A 26,954-nucleotide genomic window follows, 5' to 3' on the forward strand; every position below is an offset into this window, starting at 1 on the left:
CCACTTTCGAGTCAGCCAAGATGGTTGCCAAGGCAGGGAGGAAGTTTGGTAGCAAGACAGCAAGGGCGATGCTCACCTGGGCGCACTATCGGTTCAAGCAGTTCCTGAAGTTTCAAGCCAAGAAGAAAAACGTGGTCGTCGTGGAAGTATCGGAAGCGTACACCAGCAAAACCTGTACCAAGTGCGGGCACATCCACACGAGGTTAGGTGGCGCAAAGGTGTTTAGATGCCCAAAGTGCAACCATAGGCTACCGCGAGATTGGCAAGGCGCTCTGGGTGTTATGCTCAGAGCTTTGCGGGATACCGCCTTTCTGTTCGGAAACGGACAGAATGCTATCGCTTCACCGTTGAGCAGTAATGCTCAGCAGTGTTCAGCGTAAATGTATCAGTTTAAGTTGAATCTGGAACCTGAAAGTTTGATGGGGATGGTGGCAAGGCTATGCAACCCAAAAGCGTTTTCTGGAAGCGGCGGCAGGTGTTGGCTGGCCTGGGATCCCTGGGGGCTTGGGCGTTGAGTCAAAGCTCTCCGTTTGCCCAGAACACCTCCCAGAACACGGTGGATCTGGGATCCCTGAGCTGGGCAGACATTCTGGAGCGGGCGCGGGGCAGCTCTGTCAACTGGGCCATGTGGAGCGGCAGTGAGGCCATCAATGGGTTTGTGGATGGCTGGGTGAGAAGCCAGTTGCAGGAGCGTTATGGCATTCGCTTGAACCGGATCCCGCTCACGGATACCGTTGAAGCAGTCAACAAGGTGATTGGGGAGGTACAGGCCGGGCTGCGCAGCGGCGGCAGCATCGATCTCATCTGGATCAATGGCAACAACTTCCGCACCCTCAAGCAGGGGAATTTGCTCTTCGGCCCCTTTGCTGAGAAATTGCCCAGCTTGACCTTCTATGATCCCGCCGATATTGCAACGGATTTTGGCCTGCCCACCGAGGGCTATTCTGCACCTTACACCGGCAACTACTTTTTGATGGCCTATGATGCCGAACGGGTACCCAATCCCCCCCAGAGCTACGCCGAACTGTTGGCTTGGGCAGAGGCCAACCCAGGGCGATTTACCTACGTGGCCCCGCCGGATTTTCATGGCAGCCGCTTTTTGTTGAGCGCCTTCTACGGCGTGACCGGGGGCTATGCTCAGTACAGCGGGCCGGACTTCGATGCCGATCTCTGGGCGCGACAATCCCCTGCCCTGGTGGAATACCTGAGAAAGCTGGATCCCTTCCTGTGGAGACAGGGCCAAACCTACCCGCCCACCTTTGCCCGCCTGGCGGAGCTTTTTGCCAACGGCGAAGTGTGGCTCATCCCCACCTTTATCGATCAGGTGATCTTACGCAAGGGCAACGGCCAATTTCCCCCCAGCACCACCCCCTATGGGATCCCGGGCACCAGCTTGATCGATCCCTCGTTCACGGCCATTCCCATCAATGCGGCCAATCCTTGGGGGGCGATGGTCTTGGCGGAGGTTTTGGCCAGCCCGGAGGGGCAGCTGGAAAAGTTCAAGCCGGAGGTCTGGGGGGATCTGCCGCTCATTGATGTCAGCCGGTTGTCTGCCGACTACCAAACAGCTTTTGCCCAACTGGAGGCTGCCGCCGGGATCCCCATTCAAGAGGCCATTGCCGGGGCAGTGCCCATCGTGAACTCCGAATACACGGTGCAACTGGAGGCCCTCTGGCAGCAACAAGTCTTGCCGGGATAGGGGTCAGGTATGCCCCTCACCCCCAGCCTCTTTCCAAAAGGGGAGGTCTTCTGACATTGGGGGTGGGCCGGGCAATGGCGGAGCAGGATCCTCACCTTGGGGCAACCAAACTTGGAAATGCGTCCATCCATCCGAGCTGTTGACGGAGATATTCCCCCCCATATGCTCCACCAGTTGCTTCACCAAAGCCAGCCCCAGGCCGGTGCCGCCGTGCTTCCAGCGATCCGATTGCGGGATCCGGTAAAACTTTTCAAAGATGCGGGGCAGCTCTGGCTCTGGGATCTCGCTGCTGTTGCTGCAGACGAAGAGGATCCCCTCTCCTTCTGAGACAACCCGCAGGTGGATGGATCCCTCGGGGGCCGTGTACTTGATGGCGTTGTGCAGCAGCTCGCGCAGAATGCGCCCCAAGCAGGTGGGGTCGGCCCAAAGCGAGGGGATCCCTGCCTCCAGGTGCAGTTGCAGGTGTTGATGTTTGGCTTGGGCCAAAGGCTGAGCCCCGTCCAGCAAATCTTGTAAATACCGCGGCAGAAAAATATTCTCTGGTTGCAGCAGATACGTCCCGGCTCCCAGCCGTCGCATATCCAGCAGGTCGTTAATGAGCTCGATTTGCCGGTTGCACTCTTTCAGGGCAATGGTGAAGTAGTGCCGCTGTTTCTCGGGGTTATCGCGGGTCATTTGCAGCATTTGCAAGGCCATGCGCACATTGGTCATGGGGGTGCGCAGCTCGTGGGAGACGGTGCTGAGGAAATCATCCTTCAGCAGATTCAGCCGCTCCAATTCCTTCACCTGCGCTTGGGCTGCTTGGTACAAACGGGCTTGGCGAATGGCCAGGGCACATAGGTTGGCCACCTGATAGGCCAGTTGAATCTCGTCTTCGGAAAACTCTTGCTCCGGCAGCCGCTCCAACAGCAAAGCTCCCAGCCGCTTCTCTTTGTCCCAAAGGGTGCAGGCCAGCAGCCGCACCCAGCGTCCTTCCTTCCGACAACAGCAGTGGATTTTCCATTTCTGCTGTGAGGAAGAATGGGACTGCAGCAGGCGCAGGAACTCCGGGTCGCTGGCGTAGTCTCGGCCATGCAAGGGATCCGCCCTGTCGCCCTGAGCTGCATCAGAAGAGAGAAGGGGGGAGTAGCAGTAGCCAGGGATCCAGGTTGACCCATCTTCTAAAAGCAGCAGGATTTGGCAGCAGGTTAGGCCTAGTGCCTCGGCAAGGGCTCTGACCACTTCTTCAAGAATTTCCCCCTCGTTTAGGCTGACCACCATCCGGCTGCTGATGGCGCGCAGCACCCCCTCAAAATGCAAGGCTTGCTGCAGCTTGGCCGTGCGCAGCTCCACCTGGGCTTCTAGCTCCCGGTTGAGGGCTTGCAACTGTTGTTCTGCCCGTTTCTGCTCGGTGATCTCCCGCCCCACCGACAGGATCTCCACCAGGCGGCCTTGGCTGTCGAAAATGCCCTGATCCACCCAGCTAATCCAGCGGGACTGGCCGTTTTCTCCGGGATACTCCCGCTCGTTGCTGTAGCAAGGGCTTTCGGGAGTGAGGGCGGCAAAAGCCTGCAGCACCACCTCCCGCTCTTCTTCCAGCAGCAGATCCCACAAAGCTCGGCCCACCACTTCTTCTACCCGATGATCGAAGAAACGCAATAAAGCAGAGTTGACGTAGGTGATGTGCCCATTGGGCCGAAAGCGGCAAATGAGCTCCGTCTGCTGTTCCACCACGGCGCGGTATTCTTGCTGCTGCTGCCAGAGACGATCCAGCAGGGCCTGCTGAGCTGCTGCCGCCTGCTGCCAGGCTTTGGTTAGCGTCTGCACCTCCTGGATGGGGCCGGGATCCAAAGGAGGCCAGGGCTGGAAACCGCTGTGTATAAATTGCTCGGCTACTTGGGTGAGGCGGCGCAGGGGACGCAAGAGGGCTTCGCCGAGGAGGATCCCTGTCCCCAGCATGCTCAGCAATAGCCCACCCCCCAGCAGCGCAGCCTGTTGGGCGCTCCGACGGACTTCGGCCAGAAGGGTTGCCTCTGGGATCCCATGCACAAAATAAAAGCCCAGCCTCCCTTCACTCTGAACGGACTCCACCTCCACCCAGTAAGGGATCCCTCCGACCTTGAGGCGCAGCGAATCTTGGGAAGAGGCCGTCCCCCAGGAGCCCACCTGCTCTTGCACGGCCACCAGCAGCGGGTGGGGAGCAGGCCCCGCCGTACTGGCCACCACTTGCCCCTCTTCGTCCAGCAGAAAGCTCACCCCCACAGCAGAGCTGCCTTGTACTCGTTCCAGAAAAGCCTGAAGCTGCTGAATGGACAGGGAAGCCAATAAGCTGCCGTAAACCCGCCCCCCCGAGTCGGTCAGGGATAGGGACGTCAGGATCAGCCGCTCTGGATCCTGGGCAGGAAGCTCCGCAAAAAATCGGGTTACCACCCAAGTGTCGCGGATCCCTTCCGGCTGCGGGAGCTGGGGAAACCAGAACAACTGCCTCAGATCCACAAAGCCCAACCGGCGAGTGAACCCTGTGGGATCCCCTGTCTCTGGATCCCGTTGGCAGCCCTGGGCGGATCCCGGCAAGAGGCCGGGTGTATGGTAAGTCCAAATTGATCCGTCGGCGTGGCGGCGGGCGATCACAAACCCCCCTTGAGCCGAGACAAAGCCGACATAGCTGAGCTCAGGAAATGGCTGCAACTGGCGGGCAAAGTGAGCTTCCAGCACCTCTAGATCGGCTGGGCTGGGGGTTGTCAAATCGGGCAGCAGCCCCCCCCTCACTGCCCCTTGATTGAGGGCATTGATCTGAAGGGGAATTTGCAAATATCTGGCAAGATGCTCTTCGGTGCGGTCGGTAACTTCCCGCCTCAGTTGCTCCGTCAAGCGCAGCGCCAGGTGTCGCCCGCCCTGCCAGGAGAGATAGGCCACTCCCCCCACTCCCCCTGCTACTGAGAGCACTAGGGGCAGCAGCAGCGCCACCCGCAAAGGAATGGAGCGGCCAGGCCAACGGGATCGCACTTCAGAAGAACTAGAGGAAGACGGCATGGGATCCCTCACAGAACCTCAGGCTTGGGGAGGTTCCAAAGCCCGCTGCAGAGTGCCAAGGCCGATCTCGGCCGCAATAGCCAGAAGGGCCACTGGAACCGCCCCCACCAGCAAGATAGCGTTGTCATAGAGAGCAAACCCCAGGGTGATAAAAGTACCCAGCCCTCCCGCGCCGATAAACGCTGCTAGCGTAGCACTGGCAATCACCTCAATGGTAGCCGTTTTAACACCGGCCAGGATCACCGGCAAAGCCAAGGGGATCTCCACATGTCGCAACACCTGGGCAGGGGTCATGCCCATGCTCAGGGCAGCTTCCCGCAGGGCCGGCTCAAGGCTGCGGAAGGCCACATCCGTGCTGATCAGAATGGGGGGCAACGCCAGAAGGGTTAGGGCGACAACTGCCGAACGGAAGCTGAGGCCGAAATAGGGGATAGCCAAAAACAAAATGGCCAAGCTGGGGATCACCCGCAGGCTGCTAAACGCATTGATCACCACCAGAGAAAGCATCTGGGAGCGGGAGCTGAAAAAACCCAGCGGCAAACCCAACAGCAGCCCCATTCCCAAAGGCACCGCCACCAGTTGCAGGTGTTGGACGAAGGCTTGAAACAGCGTGTCGCTGTGGTTCTGGGCGTAGGCCAGGGAGCGGGCCAAAAGGCTCATCAAAGGTGCGCAGATGACCGAGGGATCCAAGACAAGCCCCAGTGTAGCGCCTTCAGCCGTTCGCGCCAGCGGGACGGAGTCCTTTCTTGACAGTGCAGAGCGTCATAAAACCCCAGAAAAAAATTGTTTCTTTAGAACCCCAGGATGCAAGGAGACGCAGTCACTGCCCATCTGAGTTGCCATCTCTATCCTGCTGATCTTTCTCAATCTTGTCTGGATCCCTGTTTGGGGGGTGGTTGGCTTCTCGCTCTTGTAAGCGGCGGATTTGCGAGCGCACCTGCAGAGCAATCTGTAAAGCAGTCTCCAGGATTCGCCCCTGTTCGCTGGCCTGCTCGCTCACCTGTAGGGCCGTCAACGCTGCCAAGTTATCGCCGAAGAACTCGCTCTGCTGCTCGATCAGGTCTTCGTTTTGCCGCAAGATCCGTTCGGTTTTCAAGGCACGGATGAGATCGGCCCGGGTCAGTTTCAGGGCTTCGATCACCTCAGCCCTCTGGGCCAGCTTCACCTCGGGGTTGCCCGCTTCCACCAACTGGTCGTTGACGTGGATGGCCTGGATGATTCGGTTGTAGCGATCCACTTCCCCCAGCAAGTTCAACAGCAGCGGCATGCGACGGCTGCGGAAAATCCAATAGGCTTGGCCCAGGGCGGCAATAGCCGCCAGGATCCCCCATTCCACCAGCCAAGTGCCCCAAGTGGCCTGTAGGCCAGGGATCCAAATCCGCCCCACCAGGGTAAGTAGGGATCCCCCTGTCCAGAAGGTCAAGAAACGCAAGAACAAGTCCAGCGTCACCAGCAAGCGTAGGAGATCCCAGAAAGCGGAGAACTGGCGCAGGCGATCCTTAAAGCGACGAACGGGCTGAGGCCGATACAACCAAGCCACCGGCACTTGAGAGAGGCTTTCAACTTGAGCTGGGGAGATGATCAGCTCTTGTAAGTCCCGCTGCATCGCCATTTGCTCTGCTGAGGCTGGGAAGTTTTCCCATTGTACTTGCGACCTTGAGCAGCTTGGGCTTGTTCAGGGATCCCTTCCCAGAAGGGAAGCTGCCTGGCCAAGTCTCGATAGAATGGGGTTCGCTGGGCTGTTTGCGTCTTCACGCCCTCGTGCTCACGTTGTAGGGCAACAGTGAGACACAAGACAGCTCGTCAAACGCAAAGGAGAAGAGCAGGGTGACCAGCCAATTGCGCCAACTGAAGGCCCATCTCGCTGAACCGGAAAACTTTGCCCCCTATGGACAGGTCATTTGCCCCACTCCCGATCACAAACCCTTCGACAGTCAAGATGCTCAGTTGTTCTTGAATCAAGGGCAGCCCCGCTTTTACATCATGCGCTTGCCTCGCCGCGGCCTCAAGTTTACTCAGATCACCCACCACATCCGCTGCACCCAGTGCCTGGGATCCCTCAATGGCAAGGAGTGGTTTATTGGTGTTGCACCCCCTGCCGATGAGCTGCACGTCGATCAGATTCAAGCCTTTCGGGTGCCTGGGGATCGCTTTATCAAGCTGGAGATGGGCACTTGGCATGCCGGCCCCTATTTTGACCACGAAGAGTTCATCGATTTCTACAACTTGGAGCTGGCCGACACCAACATCACCGATCACGAAACCATAAACTTACTCCAAACCTACAACCTGGAGTTCCAGATCACCCCCTGACAAGCTTTTGGGGATCCCTTATCAATCGGGCAAAAAGCAGCATTGATCATTGATCACAGCAATCTTTCGCTTGAGCGCAAGAAGAGTTGTGGGGATCCGTACTCCACTATGGGTGGAGAGAAAAAGTGGGCTTCGATGTCATCCCTAGTGGATGTAGCCGACTTGGGTGAGCGTTCCTTGACTTGGGCTTAAGTTATACCCTTGTCGCCATGGATCTTGGTGCTGTAACCCACCTGGCCAGGTGATAGAACAGGGTCAAACCCAACAGCATTTGGGAGGTTTGTTGTCATGGCTACGTTGCAACCCAAAGTGACCCACCAGCTTTTGGCGGCCTTAGCCCTGTTTGCCTGTCTGGGCTTGTTGCCTGCTTGTGGCGAGAGCAGCAGCAGCACCGTCAGCCCCCCCAGCATCACCCCCACCCCCACCGGCTCATAATTCGGCTGGTTTTTGCATGCCCTTGCAGCGGTTGCCCAAGTTGGTTCAGCTTTGGGCTTTGAGGATCGCGGGGATCTTTTGTCTTTGTCTGCTGGCGGCCTGTGGAGGATCCCCTACCTCGATGGAGCCACCGCGGGCAGGGGAAGTGCCGATTGCCAGCTTCCTGTGCCGGTTGGATCGCCAGACCCGCAGCTTCACGGGGCCTATTTACGCCGAACAGCCCCAGGTTGCTACCTGCAACCCCGGTCGCCTTACGCCTGCAGCAGCCCAAAAGATGATGGATCGGCTGAATTTTCTACGGCTGTTGCACCAGTTACCGCCGGTGAAGCTCAATCCTCAGTTCCTAGAAGCCGCCCAGCAAGCGGCCTTGATGCAGGTAGCCAATGGTACTCTCAGCCACCAGCCGCCCCCTTCTTGGCGCTGCTTTACCCCTGCTGGGGAGGCGGGATCCCGCTTCAGCAACCTGGCGGTTGGGCCCATCCTAGAGCTGAACGGCCCCGATCCAGGCCGGGTGTTGGCGCGGCAGGTGGACATCTATTTTGCCGAGCCAGGTCGAGAAAACTTTGTGGATGTGGGGCATCGCCGCTGGAACCTGTATCCTCAGTACGCCCAGGGGGCCTACGGCATTGTCTTTGACCCACGGGCTGGACGGGTGACCCAGGCCAACGCCAACTGGATCTTCGGTTTTGACGAGTCGGTGCCAGATCCAGAGTTCATCGCCTTCCCGGAGAAAGACGGCTACCTCTACCGCCTAGAAGGGTTTTCCGGCCAGCCCCTGTCTGCCTACCGCTGGTCTTTCTCGGTGCCCAGCCGTGGCGGCAAGGCTGATCTCAGCCAAGCCCAAGTCCGCATCACCGATGCCCTCAGCGGCGAGCCGGTGCCTGTTGGAGATCTCCGCGTGGGGGATCCCGCCTTTGGCCTGGAAACTTTGACCTACTCCGTGGGTTCGATCCAGCCCAATCGCAACTACACCTTTGAAATTAGCGGCATTCGCCTCAACGGCGGCCCCCCCCGCAGCTACCGCTACACCACCGCTCTCTACGACTGCGATCCCCAAACTTCCCAACGGCCCGCACCCCTCACCGAAGGGCTGGGGATCCCGCCCCGTCTGCTCTGGCAGATGGAGCCTTTCAACTCTTTCAACCCTCTCAACTAGCTTTTCCTCACTCCCAGCCCCTTTCCCAAAGGGGAAAGAGGGGTCTGCTGCTCCTGGAAGCCTGACTTTATGCATAAAGCGCAATTCGAGAATGACAAAACTGCATAACCTGTTACAGAGTGTAACTGCCAATACCAAAGTTAACAGTTCGTCATCGCTAGAGTAGCCAGTGTTCACCCCACAGCAGCGATCATGGCGAACCAATTTGAACGCCTCAAAAGCGAAAAGGATGGGCTGGCGGTCAAGGCCGAGCTGGAGGCGTTTGCCCGGATGGGTTGGGAGAACATTCCTGAAGACGACCGGGATCACCGCCTCAAGTGGCTGGGGATCTTCTTTCGCAAGCGCACCCCAGGTCAGTTCATGCTGCGGCTGCGCCTGCCCAATGGGATCCTAACCAGCGGCCAAATGCGCATGTTGGGCGCAATCATCCACCCCTATGGAGAACAGGGCGTAGCCGACATCACCACCCGGCAGAACCTGCAACTGCGGGGCATCCCCATCGAGGAAATGCCCCAGATCCTGGGCTACTTGAAGGAGGTAGGCCTGACCAGCATCCAGTCGGGCATGGACAACGTGCGCAACATCACGGGATCCCCTCTGGCTGGTATTGACCCGGATGAGCTGATCGATGTGCGCGGTCTCACCCGCAAGGTGCAGGACATGATCACCAACAACGGCGAGGGCAACCCTTCCTTCAGCAACCTGCCGCGCAAGTTCAACATCGCCATCTGCGGTTGTCGCGACAACTCCGTGCATGCGGAGATCAACGACCTGGCCTTTGTGCCCGCCTTCAAAAATGGCCGCCTGGGCTTCAACGTCCTGGTGGGCGGCTTTTTCTCTGCTCGCCGCTGCGCCGAGGCAATTGGCCTAGATGTCTGGGTGGATCCCCGGGATGTAGTTCCCCTGTGTGAGGCGGTGCTGCTGGTCTACCGGGATCACGGCCTGCGGGCCAACCGGCAAAAGGCGCGGTTGATGTGGCTCATTGACGAGTGGGGCCTAGAGAAGTTCCGGGCGGCTGTGGAGCGCCAGATAGGCCACCCTCTGCTCAGGGCAGCGGAAAAAGATGAGGTGGTCTGGCACAAGCGGGATCTGCTGGGGGTGCATGCCCAGAAGCAGCCGGGCCTCAACTTTGTCGGCCTGCATGTGCCGGTGGGGCGGCTCAACGCCCTGGAGATGATGGAGCTGGCCCGCTTGGCAGAGGTGTACGGCTCCGGAGAGCTGCGGCTGACGGTGGAGCAGAACGTGCTCATCCCCAATGTGCCCGACTCCCGAGTGGCCCCGCTCCTCAAAGAGCCGCTCTTGAAGAAGTTCTCCCCCAACCCAGGGCCCTTGCAGCGGGGGTTGGTGTCCTGTACGGGCAACCAGTTCTGCAACTTTGCCCTTATCGAGACCAAAAACCGGGCTGTGGCCTTGATGGAGGAGCTGGAGGCGGAGCTGGAGATCCCCCAAACGGTGCGCATCCACTGGACGGGCTGCCCCAACTCCTGCGGCCAACCCCAAGTAGCCGATATCGGCCTTATGGGCACCACTGCTCGCAAGGACGGCAGGGTGGTGGAGGCCGTGGACATCTACATGGGGGGAGAGGTGGGCAAAGACGCCAAGCTGGGCGAATGCGTGCGCAAAGGGATCCCTTGCGAAGACCTCAAGCCGGTCTTGGTGGAGCTGCTCATTGAACACTTTGGGGCCAAGCCACGTCAGCATCCGTCCGCCGCCCAGGCTTCTGTTTTGGTAACCCGCTAGCGGTTCTGTTGCCGTCCTGAAAGTTTTTCTTTCTTCGTCGTTGTAAATCTTGGAGGTTTCGATGTCTAAGCTGTTCAGCACTTCCTCTCCCGTCTCCCGTCGGCAATTTTTGGCCGGGGTGGCTGCTCTCACGGCTGGGGCGGCCACGGCTGGGATCCCGCGCGCCCAATCGCAATCCTTGGGCAAAGGCTACTGGGTGGCGCAGGCCGATACTCCCGAAACCACCAGCGCCAAGCTGGGGTTCATCGCTCTAACCGACGCGGCCCCCCTGATCATCGCCAAAGAAAAGGGGTTCTTTGACAAGTACGGCATGAAGGACGTGGAGGTGGTCAAGCAGGCCTCTTGGGGCACCACCCGCGACAATTTGGTGCTGGGATCCGCCGCCGGCGGCATCGATGGGGCACACATCCTCACCCCCATGCCCTACCTCATCACCACCGGCAAAGTTACCGATGGCAAGCCGGTGCCTATGTACATTTTGGCCCGTCTCAATCTGGACGGTCAGGGCATTAGCATTTCCAACCAATATCGGGATTTGCAAATCGGCCTGGATAGTTCCCCCCTCAAGGCCAAGTTTGCCGAGGTCCGAGCTGCCGGCGGGGATCCCAAATGTGCGATGACCTTCCCTGGTGGCACCCACGACCTATGGATGCGCTACTGGCTGGCCGCAGGCGGGATCGATCCCACTAGCGACGTCTCCATCATTGTGGTGCCGCCGCCGCAGATGGTGGCCAATATGAAATCCAGAACCATGGAAGCCTTCTGTGTGGGCGAGCCTTGGAATGCCCAGCTGGTGAACCAAAAAGAGGGGTATAGTGCCCTCACCACCGGCGAGCTGTGGAACGGCCACCCGGAAAAGGCCTTTGCCCTGCGGGCCGACTGGGTGGATGCGCACCCGAAAGCCACCCTTGCCCTGTTGAAAGCGGTGCTAGAAGCCCAGATCTGGTGCGACCAGATGGAAAACAAAGAGGAGATGTGTCGCATCATCGGCGACCGCCGCTGGCTGGGGGTGCCTGTGCCCGATATCTTGGGCCGTTCTCGGGGCACTTTTGACTACGGCACCGGCAAGGTCGTTGAAAACAGCCCCCACCTGATGAAGTTCTGGCAGAACTACGCTTCCTACCCCTTCAAGAGCCACGATCTCTGGTTTTTGACCGAAAACATTCGCTGGGGTTACCTACCTGCCGACACCGATACCAAAGCCTTGGTGGAGCGGGTGAATCGGGAAGAACTCTGGCGAGAAGCTGCCAAAGCCATTGGTCAGGGGGCAGCCATTCCCCCCAGCACCTCTCGAGGAGTGGAAACCTTCTTCGACGGGGTGCAGTTCGATCCCGAAAATCCTGCCGCCTACCTGGAGAAATTGGCGATTAAGAAGCTGGCCTAATTTCCCAACTTTCCCCAGCAAGTTAGCTGCAAACCCTCTGTCCAGGAGAGAAGGGATCCCCGAATCCCCACAAAGAGTGTTCACCTGAAACCCCTTCTCTCTTGGGATCCTCTTAAGTTGACTTCAACCTTACTCCCAGCAAGCCATGAGGATTTTCCACTCTGCCCTACAGTTGGGCTACCACCTCTTTCGGATCCTGCTTCCCCTACTGGTTGGCCTAGGCCACTGGCTGCTGAAAACCAGCCCAGGCTTTGTTCTTCAGTCCAATGCCGGGCTCCACTCCCCGGCCAGCTCTGCATCTTCTTCTGCTTGGAGGCAGCGAGTCCAAATCCACCAAGTGCTGCGCCGCGTTCTTTTGCCCACCACGGCCATTTTAATAGTGCTTGTTCTCTGGCAAATTGCCTACAGCCGTCCCGGAGCCAATTTGCCCACGCCTCTCCAAGTTTGGCAGGACACCTGGGATCCCCTCATTAAAGATCCCTTTTTTGACTATGGCGGCAATGCCAAAGGGCTGTTCTGGCAAATTTGGGCCAGCTTGCGGCGGGTGTTCATTGGGTTTGCCCTGGCCGGCTTGGTGGGGGTTGTGGGCGGCATGATCATCGGGGTCAATCGCTGGCTGTACGAGGCTTTGGATCCCATTTTTCAGGTGCTGCGCACGGTGCCGCCTTTGGCCTGGCTGCCGATTTCTTTGGCTGCCTTTCGAGATGCCAACCCTTCCGCCATTTTTGTAATCTTCATTACGGCCCTCTGGCCCATTTTGATCAACACTGTTGTCGGCGTACAGCAGATCCCTCAGGACTACCGCAACGTGGCCAGAATTGTGCGCATGTCCGGCTGGAAGTACTTTTTCAAAATCGTTTTCCCGGCAACTGTGCCCTATATTTTTACCGGCTTGCGCATTGGGGTGGGCTTGTCTTGGCTGGCCATTGTGGCAGCGGAAATGTTGATTGGCGGTGTGGGCATTGGATTTTTCATCTGGGATGCCTGGAATAGCTCCCGCATCAGCGAAATCATTCTGGCTTTGATCTATGTCGGGATGGTGGGTCTTCTGCTGGATCGCATCACAGCTTGGATTGGCTCGCTGGTGGTGGCTGAGGATCGCTAAATGAGCTTGGCCGAGTTTTAGATTGGTTGCTGACAATTTCTCCATGCTCTCAGAAATCATCTCAGGGGAATCATGAAGACCCAGCCTTACATTGAAGTGGATCATGTCGACAAGGAATTTCTCCTCGACAACGGAGAGATCTACCCTGTCCTGAAAGACATCCACCTGGAGATCCAAAAAGGGGAATTTGTCTCGTTGATCGGCCACTCTGGCTGTGGCAAATCGACCCTACTCAACATCATCGCCGGCCTGGAAAAGCCTTCCCGAGGGGGCATTCTCCTGGAGGGCCGACAGGTTACGGATCCCGGCCCGGATCGCATGGTGGTGTTTCAGAACTATTCCCTGCTGCCCTGGCTGACCGTGCGGGAGAACGTTGCCCTGGCTGTGGACGAGGTGCTGGGATCCCTTCCCAAAGCAGAGCGAAGCCGGATTGTGGAAGAGCACATCCGCCAGGTGGGGTTGCAGGGGGCAGCCGACAAGCGACCGGCCCATCTGTCAGGAGGGATGAAACAGCGGGTAGCCATTGCCCGGGCTTTGGCCATCCGTCCGCGGGTGCTGCTGTTGGATGAGCCCTTTGGCGCTCTGGATGCCTTGACGCGCGGCAACCTGCAGGAGCAACTGATGGAGATTGCCCAGGCGGAGCAGCTCACCTGTGTCATGGTTACCCACGATGTGGATGAGGCGCTGCTGCTTTCGGATCGGGTGGTAATGATGACCAATGGCCCGGAGGCCCGCATTGGCCAGATTTTGCGGATCCCTTTTCCTCGACCCCGCCATCGTTTGGAAGTGGTGCGTCACCCCGACTACTACAGCCTGCGGGGAGAGATGATCTACTTTCTCAACCAGCAAAAGCGGGCTCGCCAAAAAACGCCTGTTCGCGTGGCCATTGCCAAACACGGCCTGGAGAAGGTCAATTTGGAGGTTGGCTTTGTGCCCCTCAACGACTGCGCCCCGCTGGTGGTGGCCCAGCAAAAGGGCCTGTTTCAAAAGTACGGCCTGGAGCAGGTCACCCTGGTGCGAGAGCCAGGCTGGAAGACCATCTGGGAAGGGATCCGCTCCGGTCGGCTGGATGCGGCCATGGTGGTGGCCGGGATCCCGTTGGCTTCCACCTTGGGAGTAGGGGGAGTTCCGGTGCCTTTGATTACCGCGCTAACCCTCTCCCGCGGCGGCAACGCCATTACCTTCGGGCGCAGACTTTTGGAGCGAGGCGTTCAAAGCCTGGCGGATTTTCGCCAATACCTCAACCACACCCCCGACACAGTCCACACCCTGGGAGTGGTTCATCCGGCTTCCATGCAAAACTTCCTGTTGCGGCACTGGCTGGCCGGTGGGGGGGTGGATCCGGATCGGGACGTTACGTTGACGGTGATCCCGCCGCCGCAGATGGTGGCCCACCTCAAGGCCGGCAACATCGATGGCTACTGCGTGGGCGAGCCCTGGAACTCCCGCGCCGTGCGGGAACAGTTGGGATTTATCGTCACCACCACTCCCGAAATCTTGCCCAGCCACATTGAAAAAGTGCTGACAGTGCGCCAGGATTGGGCGCAAAACTACCCCCGCACCCATGTAGCTCTGGTCAAGGCACTACTGGAGGCTTGTCACTACTGCGATCAGCCGCAGCACCGTTCTGAGATCTTGGAGTGGCTGGCTCAGCCCCAGTATGTGGGCGTGGCCCTGGAGGATCTGCAGCCGGGGTGGACGGGCATCCTGCAGCGGGGAATTGCCGATGAATCCCAAGCCCTCACCGGTTTTCACCAGTTTGCCAACGGGCGCAACACCTGTCCGGAAAGGTTGGAACACCTCTGGATCCTGACGCAAATGGCTCGCTGGGGACTCTGCGCTTTTCCCCGCAATTGGGTTTCGGTTCTCGACCAAGTTCTGGACAGCGAAACCTACGCCCTAGCCGCCAGAGAACTGGGCCTTCCGGATCGGGCCCACGACCGCGGAGCTTTACTCTTTGGCGATGGATCCCGCTTTGACGGAGAGGATCCCGTTGCTTACCTGGAGTCGGTGGCCATCCGGCAGGATCTGAAGCTGCAGGAGTACCGGCTCAGCGAAGTTTAGCTTTTGTTACCTTAAACTCTCGATTGGAAAACACCATGATGACCAGCTCCCGCACGTTCTCCTCACCGCTATCTTCTGCTTCTCCGGTTGCAGGACTGCCCCTTCTTTGTCTTCAGAATGTGGGCAAGACCTACTTCACCTCAGCAGGGCCCTTCGTTGCGCTGGAAAATATCAATCTGGAAGTGGCCGCCGGTGAGTTTGTTTGCATTATCGGCCACTCCGGTTGTGGCAAATCCACCTTGATCAACATGGTGGCGGGTTTTTCGACTCCCACTTCGGGATCCATTACCCTCAAGGGCCAGCCCATCACTTCCCCAGGGCCAGATCGAATGATGGTGTTTCAACATTATTCCCTTTTGCCCTGGCTGACGGCTTTTGAAAATGTTTATCTGGTGGTGGATCAGGTTTACCCAAACAAATCCCGGCGGGAAAAAAGGGAAATTGTTCAAGAACATCTGGAATTGGTAGGTTTAGCAGAGGCAGCCCACAAGCGGCCCAAGCAGCTTTCTGGAGGCATGAAGCAAAGGGTTGCCATTGCCCGTGCTCTTGCCGTTCGTCCAGAAGTTTTGCTCTTGGATGAGCCTTTTGGGGCCTTGGATGCCATTACCAAGGAAGATCTACAAGATGAGCTGCTGGCCATTTGGCGGGATCACCGCTGCACAGTTTTGATGATTACCCACGACATCGACGAGGCTCTCTACTTGTCAGACCGTGTGGTGATGATGACCAACGGCCCCGCTGCCCATATCGGCGAGATCTTGACCATTCCCTTCGAGCGGCCGCGCATCCGCTCCCGCATTATGGAAATGCCCGAGTTCTACGAATTGCGCAACCGCGCCCTTGACTTCCTCTATCGTCGCTTTGCCCATAGGGAGGATTAAGCTAGGAATCAAAACGCTTGGGGAGGGAAGTTGATGGCCGCTGCTCCGGTTCAGGTAGCTCCAACCGATCTCCCAATGGAGAAGCGGGTCTCTACCCTGTCCAAAACCCTTGCCGACTATCTGGCCAATCCAGTTGCCCAAACCAAATGGGTAGATGGCTACATTGTGGAGAAAGTGGGGCAAACCTTAGGGTATGCAAAGCTCCAAACCCGACTTCTCTTCCGTTGGGCCGGTTATGTCGAACATCAGCAATTGGGAGGCATGGTTTTGGTGGAGGCTCCCTGCCAAACGACAGGCAAAGTCAGAAGACCTGATGTTGCCTACCTGTCTCCAGATTTAATCCAGCAATTTGGAGAAGATATTGCCGCGCTGCTGCAGAGCTATCCCCTCACTGGAGAGATCCTCTCCCCAACCGACTCTGGAGAGGACATTTTCTTGAAAGCCCAAGAGTATCTCAGCTCCGATGTACTGGAAGTCTGGCTGATTTTTCCCAGAAGCAAATACGTTTTTATCCAAACTCAAGATGGCCATCTTTGGCTAGCTGAACAGGACACTGACAAGAGCTAGGTTGTATTACCTGGCTTGGAGATCCAAGTTGCCGCTCTTCTCAGCTAAGGGATCCAAAATGCGAGAGAATTGGGCGTTTAATAGGGATCCCAACTCATGGTGACCGCGATGGAGTCGGAAAAAGCTGTCATCAAAACCCTATGTCCCTATTGCGGTGTGGGATGTGGATTGGAGGCGGTTTCGACAGCCTCAGGTGACTGGAAAATGAGAGGCGACCGGGAGCATCCTTCCAGCTTGGGGATGGTCTGTGTAAAGGGGGCCACGATCCTGGAGGCAGTTGGTCGAGATCGGCTGCTCTCTCCCCTGTTTCGGGAGAGCTTGGGCCAGCCCTTTCGCCGCATTTCTTGGGATCAGGCTTTTGAGGAGATGGTTTCTCGGCTGCGCCGCCTCAAAGACAACCCCCACTCCATGGCTATGTATGGATCGGGGCAGTTGCTCACTGAAGACTATTACGTTGCTCAAAAGCTGATGAAAGGCTGTCTGGGAACCAACAATTTCGACACCAACTCGCGCCTGTGCATGTCCTCAGCCGTCTCGGCCTACACCCAATCCCTGGGATCCGATGGCCCCCCCTGCTGCTATGAGGATCTCGATCTCTGCAATCTGGCTTTTCTGGTGGGCACCAACACCGCCGAGTGCCACCCCATTCTTTTTAATCGCTTGAAGAAGCGGCACAAGCCCGGATCCCCCCTCAAAATGGTGGTCGTGGATCCCCGGCGCACTCAGACAGCAGAAGCTGCCGATCTCCACTTAAAAATTCGCCCCGGTACGGATATCGATCTTTTCAATGGGATTGCCCATTTGCTGTTGAAGTGGGGATCAATGGCTACCGATTTTATCGAGGGCTGCACCCAAGGTTTTGCCGAATATGCAGCTTTGCTGGCCGATTATGAGCCGCAGATTGTGGCCCAGCGCTGCGGAATTGCCACCGAGGATTTGATCGAAGCAGCCAAGCTTTGGCAGGGATCCCAAAGGGTTCTCTCCCTTTGGTCGATGGGCCTAAACCAGTCCAGTGAGGGCACCGCCAAGATCACCAGCTTAATCAACCTGCATCTCCTGACCGGGCAAATTGGCCGACCGGGGACGGGCCCCTTTTCCTTGACCGGCCAGCCCAATGCCATGGGTGGTCGAGAGGCGGGGGGGTTATCTCATCTGCTGCCGGGATATCGGCTGGTGAGCCATCCCCAGCATCGAGCAGAGGTGGAGCAGGCTTGGGGTTTGCCCAGCGGCTCCATCTCCCCCCACCCAGGGCTGAGGGCTACCGAGATGATTGCCGCTCTGGAAACCGGATCCCTGCAGTTCTTTTGGATTGTGGCCACTAATCCTTTGGTGAGCTTTCCGGATCTGGAACGGGTCAAAAAAGCCCTGAAAAAGTCTCCCTTTACTGTTTATCAAGAGGCTTATTACCCTACAGAAACGGCAGAATATGCCCATTTGCTTTTGCCCGCCTGCCAGTGGAGCGAGAAAACCGGGGTGATGACCAACTCCGAGCGCAGGGTTACCCTTTGTCAAGCCTTTCGAGACCCCCCTGGCGAAGCCCGACCCGATTGGGAGATCTTTGCTGAAGTGGGGCGCAGGTTGGGCTTTGAAGCGCAATTTTCCTTCCAAACCGCGGCAGAGGTTTATGCAGAATTTGCCGCCCTTACCGCAAATCGCCTCTGCGATCACTCCGGCCTCAGCCATGCCCTTTTGGCAGAACAAGGCCCTCAGCAATGGCCTTATCCCAAAGAAAGAACCTCGGCCCCTAAGTCCACTCGCCTCTACACAGATTGGCGTTTCCCGACCCCCGATGGCCGCGCCCGCTTTATCCCCCACCATTCCCGTGGCCTAGCAGAGCCGCCGGATCCCCAGTTTCCCTACGTATTAACCACGGGCAGGCTTTACGGCCATTGGCACACCCAAACCCGCACCGGCAGGATTGAAAAAATCAAGCACATGCACCCCCAACCCTTTATTGAAATCCATCCTCGCGATGCGGAAAAGCTGGGCCTCCAAGATGGGGATTGGGTTCAGGTGCGTTCTGCCCGCGGGCGGGCCTATTTCCCGGCCAAGATAACTGCCAACATTGCTCCCGGTACGCTATTTGTACCCATGCACTGGGGATCCCTCTGGGCAGAACAAGCTGAGTGTAATGCCCTCACCCATGACATCAGTTGTCCCGATTCCGGACAGCCGGAATTAAAAGCCTGCGCCGTTGCTCTTGAGAAAGCCGATCCATCGCTCAAGCAATCCCCTCAACTCTAGATTTGGTTCCTAATCGAGGTTCCCATGACTCTGTTTCAGTTTGAGCAAGATTTTGCCGACTCTCTGCGATGCATCCCCATGACCTTGCGCCTAAAGCTGGATTTGTGCGGGATCAAGCTCAAGCTCCATCAATGGGCCAAGTTTTCCTTAGAAGAGCGGCGGAAGTGTGTTGATTGGCCCTCTGAATCTCCACAGGATCTAGAAGAACTCCGCAACCATCTGCGCCATTTGGTTCGCTCCATCTGCCACGAAGAGGCGCAAGAGATTCCCATTGACCCCCAGCCTGAATGGCAAAATCCCAACCAGATCCCAATGGCTGTCCAACAAAAAGCTCAAGACCTGGGGATCCGGCTTGCCCTCGATTTCTGGAGAAACTTGCACGATATCCAGAGATTTGCCTTGCTGAAGTTGAGCCGATCCCATCACGAAAACAAAAATTTCTTGCCCGCTCTGCGAGAGTTTGGCCTGAAGATGGCGAGGGATGGTGATTGCAGTTACTCTGAATCTATTTGAGAGAGATAGTCTGATACATTTACGCTGAACACTGCTGAACATCACTGTTCAACTATGCAGCGATAGCATTCTGTTTGTTTCCAACCAGAATGGCGGTATCCCGCAAAGCTTTGAGTAGAATACCCAAAGCGCAGTTTCCGTGTCGTCTTACTACCAATTTTCTGCTTTGCTTTGGCTACCATGTTGGCAGACTCGAAAGTAAACAGAAAGATCAACTGGTAGTAATCCGTACTGAACATATTATACATTATTTTCAGTATAGTTGAGCTTATTATTGACTAGAGTCATGCTCCTCTGCCATGCGCTGCCCCAGACGACCACCCCCAACCCCTCTTCCACCCTGGGAGAGGAAATGCCTGCTCTAGGGGATCCGGGTCCGCAACAGTTCAAGTGGGCTAATGGGGGATCCCCCTCGAGAGGGGAGAGACTCAGCTCAGCAATATCCGTGCCTAGTCAAAGCGGAGGGCTATTGTTAAGGAATCTAAAGTAAAGTTGAGCTTTTGATATCACTGTTGCCGTCTTGTTACCGAAAGCGCTATCGTCTAAGCATCAAAGCTTTTTTCAAAGCTGCTTTATGGGCCCTGGAGGAGCGACCCCTCTGGGGCTTCTTCCATCCGGCTGCAGCTGAGAGGGCAAGGGATGGCTTTATGGGGTAGGGATCACTCCTCGGCGGACGGCAGGCCCCAGAGCGTGGCTGCCGATGTCAGAACGATAGTAGGCCTTGGGAAACTGCACTTGCTCCACAGCTGCGTAGGCTTGGCGCAGGGCCTCGGATAGGGTTGCCCCTTGGCCGGTAAGACAGAGAACGCGCCCGCCATCGCTCAGGAGCTGCTTGCCTGCCTGGCGGGTACCCGCATGAAACACCAACGCCCCCGTGGTGGCAGCTGCATCCAAGCCGGAGATGGGGATCCCTCGCTCGTAGGCATCGGGATAGCCTGGGGCTGCCATCACCACGCAGGCGGCATAGCCGGGTTTCCATTTGAGCTGGATTTGGGCCAGCCGTCCTTCTATACAGGCCAGCAGCACCTCGTCCAAAGGGTTTTCCAGCAAGGGCAGGATGACCTGAGCTTCGGGATCCCCGAAGCGGCAGTTGTACTCCAACACGTAGGGATCCCCACTGGGCGTGATCATCAAACCGGCATAGATCACCCCCTGGTAGCGGATGCCCCGCCGTTGCAAAGCCTCCAGGGTGGGATCCAGGATCTGGGTTTGGATGCGGGCCAACCCTTCTGGAGTGACCAGGTGATCCGCAGGGGCATGAGCTCCCATGCCGCCGGTGTTGGGGCCAGTATCGCCCTCGCCAAGGCGCTTGTAGTCCTGGGCAGGTGGCAGCGGCACACAGATCTGGCCATCGGTTAGAGCCAAAACCGACACCTCCTGGCCGGGGATAAACTCCTCGATCAGCACCTGATCGCCCGGCTTGGCCAGGGCTGCTTCCAGGGCTTGCACGGCTTCTTCCCGGTTTTGGGCAACGGTTACCCCCTTGCCGGCAGCCAGTCCGTCTTTTTTGATGACCACTGGGAAACTCTGGGAGTCGAGATAGGCCACAGCGGCAGATAGCTCAGCAAAGCCGGTAGCGCGAGCAGTCGGGATCCCCGCCTCTTGCATCAATTGCTTAGCCCAGAGTTTGCTTCCTTCCAGTTGGGCAGCGGCGCGGCTAGGCCCGAAAATGGGCAACCCTGCTGCCTGGAAGGCGTCCACGATCCCCTGCACCAAGGGCAGCTCTGGCCCTACCACCGTCAGGCGGATCCCTTGTACGGTAGCAAACCGCACCAGGCCTTCAATGTCGGTAGCCGCCAAAGCCACGGATTGACAGCGGGGCAGCTGCTGCATGCCGCCGTTGCCGGGGGCACAGTAGATCCGAGTAACCTGGGGAGACTGCAACAGCTTCCAGGCCAGAGCGTGTTCTCGCCCCCCAGATCCGATGACCAGAGCCTGCATGGTGTGCTATTCCGCTGTTTCTAAACCCAGCTTGCCTGTTTTCCGAACATCCCCCATTAGACCATGTTCTTGTACCATTTCTGGGGTGTTGGCGCACTCCGGTCAGTGGACGGCGAGAGAACGGCCCCGCCAAGTCCAGTTGCGGCCGGTGGTGGTGCGGATGGCCGAAGCCAAGATGATGGCCGCTGTCGCCCAACCCCCCACTGCCGTTAGCCACCAGTAGCAGAGGGGCAGATGCGCCCAATGCCGGAGCAGAAGCCGGATGGCCAATTGGGCCAGGATCCCTGCCAAGCTGGCCAACAGCACCTCCAGGGATCCCGTAGCCCCAGCCAGGATCACCCCCAACCAGGGCAAGCTGCAGATCCCCAAGACCGTACCCATTGCCAACACCGCCAAGGCCCAGTTGCGCTCCAGGCCCAGGAACCAGTTTTTGGTCCACCCTTCCCAAAGGGCAGCCCCGTTGGCATACATGCGGCTGCGCACCCGCGGCCCTCCCAGGCAAATCCGCAGGCCCAACCCCTGGGCTTTGATCCGTTGCCCCAGGGCCACATCCTCGATCACCACATCGGCCACTCCGGCGTGCCCGCCAACTTGCTCGTAGGCAGAGCGCCGAAACAGCATGAAAGGGCCAAAGGCAAAGGCTTTGGGGTTGTCGGGATCGTTCACGGCGGCAAAGTTGTAACCCACCGCCAGGATGGTCATCATGATGGGTTGCACCAGCCACTCCGCCAGGCAACCGCACACCAATTGCGGCCCTACACTCACCAAGCCGCTGCCGCTTGCCAGCAAATGTCCTAAGGCCGCTTCAATGGCACCGGATCCCAGCCGCACGTCGCAATCCAGAAACAGCAAGTAGTCGGCTTCTACGCGGGCGACGGCTTGGGCACAGGCCCAGTTTTTGCCCACCCACCTTTGGCCTTTGGGACGGGGATCCCCCTTGAGCAGGTGTAGGCGCGGATCTTGCCGTTCGGCAGCCAGGGCTTGGGCCAGCTCCCAGGTGGCATCCGTGGATTCATCGTCCACCAACCACACCTGTAAAGGGGCAGAGGTGCTGTCCAGAATGCTGCTCAGGCAGCCCACCACGTTCTCGGCCTCGTTGTAGGCGGGCACGATCACCGCCAGCCGCTCCATCCCGGCCGCGATTTCCCCTGCCTGTTCCGCCGGGGGATCCCTCAGCCAGGGGGAAGCCCGCAACGCTCGCCTCAGTTGCAGAGCCACCAGGGCAATCGCCAAAGCTGTTAAGGACAATACCCCCGTTAGGATTTCTCGGATCCCCACTCCTGCTTCCCTCGTTGTTTAGATGTGCTCAGGAACAGATTCCCACCTCTAATGCTCTAGCTCTGGGATGGCCCAATGATTTTCTAGGCAGACAAAACCCCCTCTACGATATCGCCATAGGGCCGGGGAAAGATTAGCCAGACCTGGCGCTGGGTTTCCACCAAGGCACGCACCAAAGGGGAAAGATGGGCAATTTCTTCATAGCCACGCTCGGTTTTGAGCTGGATCCCTTGGTCATAGAAGCTGTAGCCCTGGACATGGGCGGAGCGAATGCCCAAGTAACTTTCCGGATCTAGCCCATCCCGCACCATTTTGGCTTGCACGGCAGCCACCAGGGTTTGCCGTTGTTCCTCAGATAACCGGGTAATGTTGCGGGCCTTGAACAAATCCCGCTCCAAGTAGCGCCGCGACAGATCCGCCAAGATGGGATCCTTCCCCGACATGGCCCAGAGGCGCATGGGGTAGCTGAAGATGATATCGTCGGCAGCCAAGTAGAGGGGGAGCGGCAACTCGAAGGGATCCCCTTTTTGGGCCGCCAGCGAGGCCCAGCACCAGGCGCTGAGGATGGGATCCAGCTCAATCTCCCCCCTTTGCAGGAGCGCCTCTGCCCGCCTGAATAGCCGCTCCAAGATAAAACGGGCACAGAGGCTCTTGGGGTGCTGGTACACCTGGGTGTACATGAAATAGCGCACCACCAGGTAGTGCTCGATGGCCCCCAGGCCTTTGCGGGCGGGGATGGACAGGGATCCCGTCTCCGGGTCATAATCCAGCACCGTTAGGATGCGATCCAAGTCCAGGTGGCCGTATTGGGCACCCGTGAGCAGGCTATCCCGCATCAGGTAATCGAAGCGGTCGCAGTCCAGTTGGCTGGAGATGAGTTGCCCCACCAGCGGCAGGGGAAACTGCTTCTGCAGCAGTTGCTGCATCTGGGCCGGCAGTTGGGAATCAAACTCCGCCAGCAGCGTCCTCACCTGGGGATCCTCCCGGAGAATGCGGGCCGTCCAAACCTCGTGTCGGCAGCCGAAGATCTCTTCCCCGGCATGGCTAAAAGGGGCATGGCCAATGTCGTGCAGCAGAGCCGAGGCCAAGGTTACCGCCCGATAGGGACGCAGCTCCGGGTGGCGATGGGCCAATTTGTCGAACAGCCGCCGCGTTACCTGCAGCACCCCCACCGAATGGGTAAAGCGGGATCCCTCTGCCCCGTGGAAGGTAAAAAAGGCCGTGTCCAACTGGCGAATGCGGCGCAGCCGCTGAAAGGCCGGTGTATCGATCAGGCGAATGAGCAGAGCCTCAACCGCGTCCCCTCCATTCAGGCTGATGGCGCCATGCAGGGGATCGTGGTAGGTGCGGGACTTGCAAAACCGTAGCGGCATACTCCCACCATACCTCGCCAATTTTGGGATCCTTGGCTAGCCTGTCTGGGGGTGCTTCCCGCCTCGCCCTATCTATGCCCGCTTTCCCATGCCTCTCTCTGCAAAGGATGCCAGCACCCGAACCCCAGAAAACTCGACTCCAAGACAACAAGACAGCTGGGTGTTCCTCCTCTCCCTGCTGATTTTGATACTCAGTTTGGGGCTAACCGGCTGCTCTGCCAGTTCTGGATCCCCTGTTGTGCCCAGCCCACCCACCCTCACCCGCTACGTTGCCCTGGGAGCCAGCGATGCCGTTGGCTACAACGCCTCCATTTCCTGTGATGGCCCAGCCAACGCCGCCGGCACTCGACCCCAGCGCTCAGAGCCCCTGGACTGCCCCAATGGAACGGGCTATGTGCCCCGCCTGGCTCGCTTGCTGCCCGGCCCAGTGGAGCTTATCAACCTGGGCCGTTCGGGAGCGGTGCTCAGCCCCGCCATGCAAGCCCTGAGGCAGGGGATCCCGGCCAATTTGCTGCAGGATCAAGTGCCGCGCCTTCCCCCCGATGCCACCCTGATCACCATTTGGGTGGGCGGAAACGATACCAACGCCATCGCTCTGGCGGCGGCTCAACGGGCTCTCCAAGGTGAGGATCCCTTGCCCTTCGTCGATCAGCAGATCCGACAATTCGCCGCCGATTACCAAACCCTGCTGCAAGCGGTGCGTGCCCGTGCCCCTCAAGCTCGCCTGGCGGTGGCCAACCTGCCCAACTTCGCCCTGATTCCTCTGGGTCAGCAGCAACCCAGCAGCGTGCGCCAACTGCTCTCCCTGATCTCGGTTGGCCTCACGCAACGGGCCATCAACCCCTTAAGCCAACAGGGGATCCCGGTGGTGGACTTGCTCTGCGATCCCCGCTCCTACCGACGCGAGTCCTTCTTTCCCGGCCCGCTGGCCGACGGCTTTCACCCCAACGACCGGGGCTACGCCGATTTGGCCGATGCCTTCTTGAGCGCCCTTCGGCAACCGCTCCCTCCCCAAACCCGCTGCCCTCCCTTTAGCGAGGTGGGATCCCTGCAACCAGATGCGGCGGCAGAGTCTGCCCTCCGCAGTTTTCTCACGGATGGATACAAGCCGGCACAATAGGAAGGATCCCTGCGCTCGGCAAGGGATCCCAAAGGCGCTTAGACGATCCAGCCACGGAGAACGGGCCAGTTTTAGGAAGCAGCTACCGCTGCCGAGGAACGCCGCCGCCGGCCCAGAGCACCCGCTACCGGCTCCGGTTGGGTTTCCACACTCAAGGAAGACACAGACTCCTCTTCAGGGGATTGCACAAAAACCGCCACCGTGGGCTTGCCGGGCAATTGTTCTCGCAAGAAACGGCGCACCACCCGCTCCACTTCGCCCTTAAGGCCGGCCCAGTCGATGTCCAGGCTGCCCCGCTCCAGCGAGCGAGCAAATTGGGGCCACGCTTGCCGAAGGGTGTTCTCCAGAAGGGGTTTCAGGTCGGATCCCTTGAGTTGGTTCCCTTCCCCCGCCAAGCCAAAGGTTTGCACCTGCGGGGTGCAGAGCAACTGGCCGCTGCCGTCCAGGCTGATCACCACCGTCACCATGCCATCTTTGGCGATCTGCTGCCGCTCCTGCAGCATCTCATCCATCACCACTCCATCGTGGGAAGCGGCGATCATCTGCAGGCCAGAGGGGACGCGGCCCGTGATGGCAATGCGCTCCCGGTTCACCTCCACCACATCGCCGTTGTCGATGATTACAATGTTTTCCCGCGGGATCCCCATGCTCATGGCGGTTTCGGCGTGCTTGACCAGCATGCGGTATTCCCCGTGGGTGGGAACGAAGAACTTGGGGCGGGTGAGGGCAATCATCAGCTTCTGGTCTTCCTGGCAGCCGTGGCCGGAAACGTGCAGGCCCTTGTCTTTGCCGTAAATGACATTGGCTCCCAGCTCCATCAGCTTGTCGATGACCCGCGAGACCGCGATGGTGTTGCCAGGGATCGGGTTGGCCGACCACACCACCGTGTCTCCTGGCTTGATTTGCAACTGCGGGTGCTCACCGTTGGCAATGCGGGTGAGAGCAGCTAGAGGTTCTCCCTGGGATCCGGTGGTGAGGATGATCACCCGGTCATCCGGCAGGCTGTTGATCACATGCATCGGCTGCAGCGTTTCGTCCTTGCAGCGGATGTAGCCCAAACGCCGCGCGTGAGCCACCACATTCAGCATGGAGCGGCCCAGCAGAGACACCACCCGACCCTGCTGTTCGGCGATCTGCAGCACCAAGTTGAGACGATGCACCGAAGAAGCAAAGGTAGTGATGATCACCCGCCCTTTGGCTCCGGCAATGGCCTTGGTGAGACCCGGCACCACAGAGGCTTCGGAAGGGGTAAACCCCGGCACTTCCGCGTTGGTGGAGTCGCTGATCAGGCAGAGCACTCCCTTTTCCCCATGTTCGGCCAACCGCTGCAGGTCGAAGTACTCCCCATCCACGGGGGTATGGTCGATCTTAAAGTCGCCGGTCTGAATAATGACGCCCACAGGCGTGTGCAGAGCCACCGTAAAGCTATCGGCAAAAGAGTGGGTGTTGCGAATGAATTCGGCAAAAAAGTGCTTACTCAAGGGAACGATTTCACGGGGGCCAACAGGACGCAGCTCTGTGCGGTTGAGCAGGCCCACTTCCCGCAATTTCTCTTCCAGCAGCGCCAGCGCCAATCTGGGGCCGTAGATGACCGGAATATCGAACTCCCGCAAGTGATACGGGATCCCGCCGATGTGATCTTCATGGCCGTGGGTAATCACCATCCCCCGCACTTTGTCGCGGTTTTGCTTGATGTAGGTCATGTCCGGCAGCACGATGTTCACGCCGTGCATGCTCTCATCGGGAAAAGCCAAACCGGCATCCAAGAGGATAATGTCGTCCTCGTAGCGGAAGGCCCATGTGTTTTTGCCGATCTCCCGCTCGCCGCCCAGCGGAATCATCTGAACGGAAGAGGTGGATTGTGGGATCACAGAACGAGAAGCAACTGAAGAACGTGGTGTTGGCATATGGGTTTAGATCCTCAACAGTAAAAAAACAAAAACAGAAATGGGCACAAGCTATCCCCAACAAGGCTGTGGGTGAAAGCTGAACTCAGCCGCCGCAACTTATTTGCTTCCCAAGCTGGGAAAGAGCTTTTCGGGGAAAAAGCCACTTACCCACAGGTCAAACGCCACAAAAGAGCCCCTTGCAAACCCCTGAAAACCGTGGTCATGGCAGAAGCAAAGCCT

At 58.4% G+C, this 26,954-nt stretch carries 21 protein-coding genes and 1 pseudogene; 14 read left to right on the plus strand and 8 right to left on the minus strand.

The genetic code is table 11. From position 1 onward, the window contains the following. Positions 1-380: zinc ribbon domain-containing protein (locus ACVWXZ_RS02270; RefSeq protein ID WP_457482093.1), on the plus strand; the 380-nt coding region annotated here is incomplete at its 5' end. Positions 381-439: 59 nt separating this feature from the next. Continuing rightward, on the plus strand, positions 440-1,699 hold the full coding sequence (locus tag ACVWXZ_RS02275; protein ID WP_457482094.1) for an ABC transporter substrate-binding protein: 1,260 nt from the start codon (positions 440-442) through the stop codon (positions 1,697-1,699). A gap of 3 nt (positions 1,700-1,702) precedes the next feature. Here the strand turns inward: ACVWXZ_RS02275 and ACVWXZ_RS02280 are convergent, their stop codons facing one another. The 3 genes from ACVWXZ_RS02280 to ACVWXZ_RS02290 form a co-directional block, all read right to left on the minus strand. Continuing rightward, positions 1,703-4,711, minus strand: coding sequence for an ATP-binding protein (locus ACVWXZ_RS02280; protein WP_457482095.1), 3,009 nt, complete (start codon positions 4,709-4,711; stop codon positions 1,703-1,705). Positions 4,712-4,729: 18 nt separating this feature from the next. Then, positions 4,730-5,371: an ABC transporter permease gene (locus tag ACVWXZ_RS02285; protein ID WP_414331778.1), complete on the minus strand. Its 642-nt coding sequence runs from the start codon at positions 5,369-5,371 to the stop codon at positions 4,730-4,732. Between the two features lie 160 nt (positions 5,372-5,531). Further along, positions 5,532-6,323, minus strand: a complete 792-nt coding sequence (locus tag ACVWXZ_RS02290; RefSeq protein WP_457482096.1) for a hypothetical protein — start codon at positions 6,321-6,323, stop codon at positions 5,532-5,534. A 215-nt stretch (positions 6,324-6,538) separates the two neighbouring features. Here ACVWXZ_RS02290 and ACVWXZ_RS02295 point away from each other — a divergent pair, with 215 nt between their 5' ends. The 11 genes from ACVWXZ_RS02295 (at position 6,539) to ACVWXZ_RS02345 (ending at position 19,113) form a co-directional block, all read left to right on the plus strand. After that, positions 6,539-7,024 carry an ureidoglycolate lyase gene (locus ACVWXZ_RS02295; protein ID WP_011431703.1) on the plus strand — a complete coding sequence of 162 codons (486 nt, stop codon included), beginning with the start codon at positions 6,539-6,541 and terminating at the stop codon, positions 7,022-7,024. Between the two features lie 288 nt (positions 7,025-7,312). Next, positions 7,313-7,459, plus strand: a complete 147-nt coding sequence (locus ACVWXZ_RS02300) for a hypothetical protein (protein WP_187147246.1) — start codon at positions 7,313-7,315, stop codon at positions 7,457-7,459. A 16-nt stretch (positions 7,460-7,475) separates the two neighbouring features. After that, positions 7,476-8,615 carry a CAP domain-containing protein gene (locus tag ACVWXZ_RS02305; protein ID WP_414330507.1) on the plus strand — a complete coding sequence of 380 codons (1,140 nt, stop codon included), beginning with the start codon at positions 7,476-7,478 and terminating at the stop codon, positions 8,613-8,615. A gap of 192 nt (positions 8,616-8,807) precedes the next feature. Beyond that, the gene (locus ACVWXZ_RS02310) at positions 8,808-10,355 is read left to right on the plus strand and encodes a ferredoxin--nitrite reductase (RefSeq protein WP_414357818.1); all 1,548 of its coding nucleotides are present in this window, start codon (positions 8,808-8,810) and stop codon (positions 10,353-10,355) included. 61 nt (positions 10,356-10,416) lie between these two features. Further along, entirely contained in the window at positions 10,417-11,739 is a 1,323-nt protein-coding gene (locus tag ACVWXZ_RS02315) for a CmpA/NrtA family ABC transporter substrate-binding protein (RefSeq protein ID WP_457388132.1), read from the plus strand. Between the two features lie 145 nt (positions 11,740-11,884). After that, positions 11,885-12,844: a nitrate ABC transporter permease gene (ntrB, locus tag ACVWXZ_RS02320; protein ID WP_099834651.1), complete on the plus strand. Its 960-nt coding sequence runs from the start codon at positions 11,885-11,887 to the stop codon at positions 12,842-12,844. A 72-nt stretch (positions 12,845-12,916) separates the two neighbouring features. After that, on the plus strand, positions 12,917-14,908 hold the full coding sequence (locus tag ACVWXZ_RS02325) for a nitrate ABC transporter ATP-binding protein (protein WP_457482097.1): 1,992 nt from the start codon (positions 12,917-12,919) through the stop codon (positions 14,906-14,908). 38 nt (positions 14,909-14,946) lie between these two features. Continuing rightward, complete coding sequence (locus ACVWXZ_RS02330; RefSeq protein ID WP_457482122.1) at positions 14,947-15,789, plus strand: ABC transporter ATP-binding protein; 843 nt, start codon at positions 14,947-14,949, stop codon at positions 15,787-15,789. Positions 15,790-15,822: 33 nt separating this feature from the next. Then, entirely contained in the window at positions 15,823-16,356 is a 534-nt protein-coding gene (locus tag ACVWXZ_RS02335; protein ID WP_457482098.1) for a Uma2 family endonuclease, read from the plus strand. A 108-nt stretch (positions 16,357-16,464) separates the two neighbouring features. After that, a complete protein-coding gene (locus ACVWXZ_RS02340; protein WP_457482123.1) occupies positions 16,465-18,600 on the plus strand; it encodes a molybdopterin oxidoreductase family protein in 2,136 nt (711 codons plus the stop codon). Positions 18,601-18,624: 24 nt separating this feature from the next. Beyond that, on the plus strand, positions 18,625-19,113 hold the full coding sequence (locus tag ACVWXZ_RS02345) for a nitrate reductase associated protein (protein WP_414357823.1): 489 nt from the start codon (positions 18,625-18,627) through the stop codon (positions 19,111-19,113). Positions 19,114-19,165: 52 nt separating this feature from the next. Here the strand turns inward: ACVWXZ_RS02345 and ACVWXZ_RS02350 are convergent. The 4 genes and pseudogenes from ACVWXZ_RS02350 to ACVWXZ_RS02365 all read right to left on the minus strand — a co-directional run. Next, a pseudogene (locus ACVWXZ_RS02350) lies at positions 19,166-19,349 on the minus strand (hypothetical protein); the annotation flags it as partial. Between the two features lie 409 nt (positions 19,350-19,758). Beyond that, positions 19,759-21,054 carry a phosphoribosylamine--glycine ligase gene (gene purD, locus ACVWXZ_RS02355; protein WP_414332286.1) on the minus strand — a complete coding sequence of 432 codons (1,296 nt, stop codon included), beginning with the start codon at positions 21,052-21,054 and terminating at the stop codon, positions 19,759-19,761. Positions 21,055-21,156: 102 nt separating this feature from the next. Beyond that, positions 21,157-22,332 (minus strand): glycosyltransferase, encoded by a 1,176-nt coding sequence (locus ACVWXZ_RS02360; RefSeq protein ID WP_457482099.1) that lies wholly within the window; start codon positions 22,330-22,332, stop codon positions 21,157-21,159. Positions 22,333-22,415: 83 nt separating this feature from the next. Beyond that, positions 22,416-23,705, minus strand: coding sequence for an HD domain-containing protein (locus ACVWXZ_RS02365; protein ID WP_457482100.1), 1,290 nt, complete (start codon positions 23,703-23,705; stop codon positions 22,416-22,418). Between the two features lie 160 nt (positions 23,706-23,865). On the opposite strand from ACVWXZ_RS02365, the gene ACVWXZ_RS02370 reads away from it, so the two are divergent. Continuing rightward, positions 23,866-24,825, plus strand: coding sequence for an SGNH/GDSL hydrolase family protein (locus ACVWXZ_RS02370; RefSeq protein WP_414390498.1), 960 nt, complete (start codon positions 23,866-23,868; stop codon positions 24,823-24,825). A gap of 71 nt (positions 24,826-24,896) precedes the next feature. On the opposite strand, the gene ACVWXZ_RS02375 is transcribed toward ACVWXZ_RS02370, so the two are convergent. Beyond that, entirely contained in the window at positions 24,897-26,732 is a 1,836-nt protein-coding gene (locus tag ACVWXZ_RS02375; RefSeq protein ID WP_457402822.1) for a ribonuclease J, read from the minus strand. Positions 26,733-26,954 lie beyond the last annotated feature (222 nt).

Source organism: Thermostichus sp. MS-CIW-38 (assembly GCF_054058415.1).

What these genes read in the sequence shown, in the direction of transcription:
- ACVWXZ_RS02275 (WP_457482094.1), top strand. Translation starts at nt 440, where the DNA reads ATGCAACCCAAAAGCGTTTTCTGGAAGCGGCGGCAGGTGTTGGCTGGC.
- ACVWXZ_RS02280 (WP_457482095.1), bottom strand. Translation starts at nt 4,711, where the DNA reads ATGCCGTCTTCCTCTAGTTCTTCTGAAGTGCGATCCCGTTGGCCTGGC.
- ACVWXZ_RS02285 (WP_414331778.1), bottom strand. Translation starts at nt 5,371, where the DNA reads ATGAGCCTTTTGGCCCGCTCCCTGGCCTACGCCCAGAACCACAGCGAC.
- ACVWXZ_RS02290 (WP_457482096.1), bottom strand. Translation starts at nt 6,323, where the DNA reads ATGGCGATGCAGCGGGACTTACAAGAGCTGATCATCTCCCCAGCTCAA.
- ACVWXZ_RS02300 (WP_187147246.1), top strand. Translation starts at nt 7,313, where the DNA reads ATGGCTACGTTGCAACCCAAAGTGACCCACCAGCTTTTGGCGGCCTTA.
- ACVWXZ_RS02305 (WP_414330507.1), top strand. Translation starts at nt 7,476, where the DNA reads ATGCCCTTGCAGCGGTTGCCCAAGTTGGTTCAGCTTTGGGCTTTGAGG.
- ACVWXZ_RS02310 (WP_414357818.1), top strand. Translation starts at nt 8,808, where the DNA reads ATGGCGAACCAATTTGAACGCCTCAAAAGCGAAAAGGATGGGCTGGCG.
- ACVWXZ_RS02315 (WP_457388132.1), top strand. Translation starts at nt 10,417, where the DNA reads ATGTCTAAGCTGTTCAGCACTTCCTCTCCCGTCTCCCGTCGGCAATTT.
- ntrB (WP_099834651.1), top strand. Translation starts at nt 11,885, where the DNA reads ATGAGGATTTTCCACTCTGCCCTACAGTTGGGCTACCACCTCTTTCGG.
- ACVWXZ_RS02325 (WP_457482097.1), top strand. Translation starts at nt 12,917, where the DNA reads ATGAAGACCCAGCCTTACATTGAAGTGGATCATGTCGACAAGGAATTT.
- ACVWXZ_RS02330 (WP_457482122.1), top strand. Translation starts at nt 14,947, where the DNA reads ATGACCAGCTCCCGCACGTTCTCCTCACCGCTATCTTCTGCTTCTCCG.
- ACVWXZ_RS02335 (WP_457482098.1), top strand. Translation starts at nt 15,823, where the DNA reads ATGGCCGCTGCTCCGGTTCAGGTAGCTCCAACCGATCTCCCAATGGAG.
- ACVWXZ_RS02340 (WP_457482123.1), top strand. Translation starts at nt 16,465, where the DNA reads ATGGAGTCGGAAAAAGCTGTCATCAAAACCCTATGTCCCTATTGCGGT.
- ACVWXZ_RS02345 (WP_414357823.1), top strand. Translation starts at nt 18,625, where the DNA reads ATGACTCTGTTTCAGTTTGAGCAAGATTTTGCCGACTCTCTGCGATGC.
- purD (WP_414332286.1), bottom strand. Translation starts at nt 21,054, where the DNA reads ATGCAGGCTCTGGTCATCGGATCTGGGGGGCGAGAACACGCTCTGGCC.
- ACVWXZ_RS02365 (WP_457482100.1), bottom strand. Translation starts at nt 23,705, where the DNA reads ATGCCGCTACGGTTTTGCAAGTCCCGCACCTACCACGATCCCCTGCAT.
- ACVWXZ_RS02375 (WP_457402822.1), bottom strand. Translation starts at nt 26,732, where the DNA reads ATGCCAACACCACGTTCTTCAGTTGCTTCTCGTTCTGTGATCCCACAA.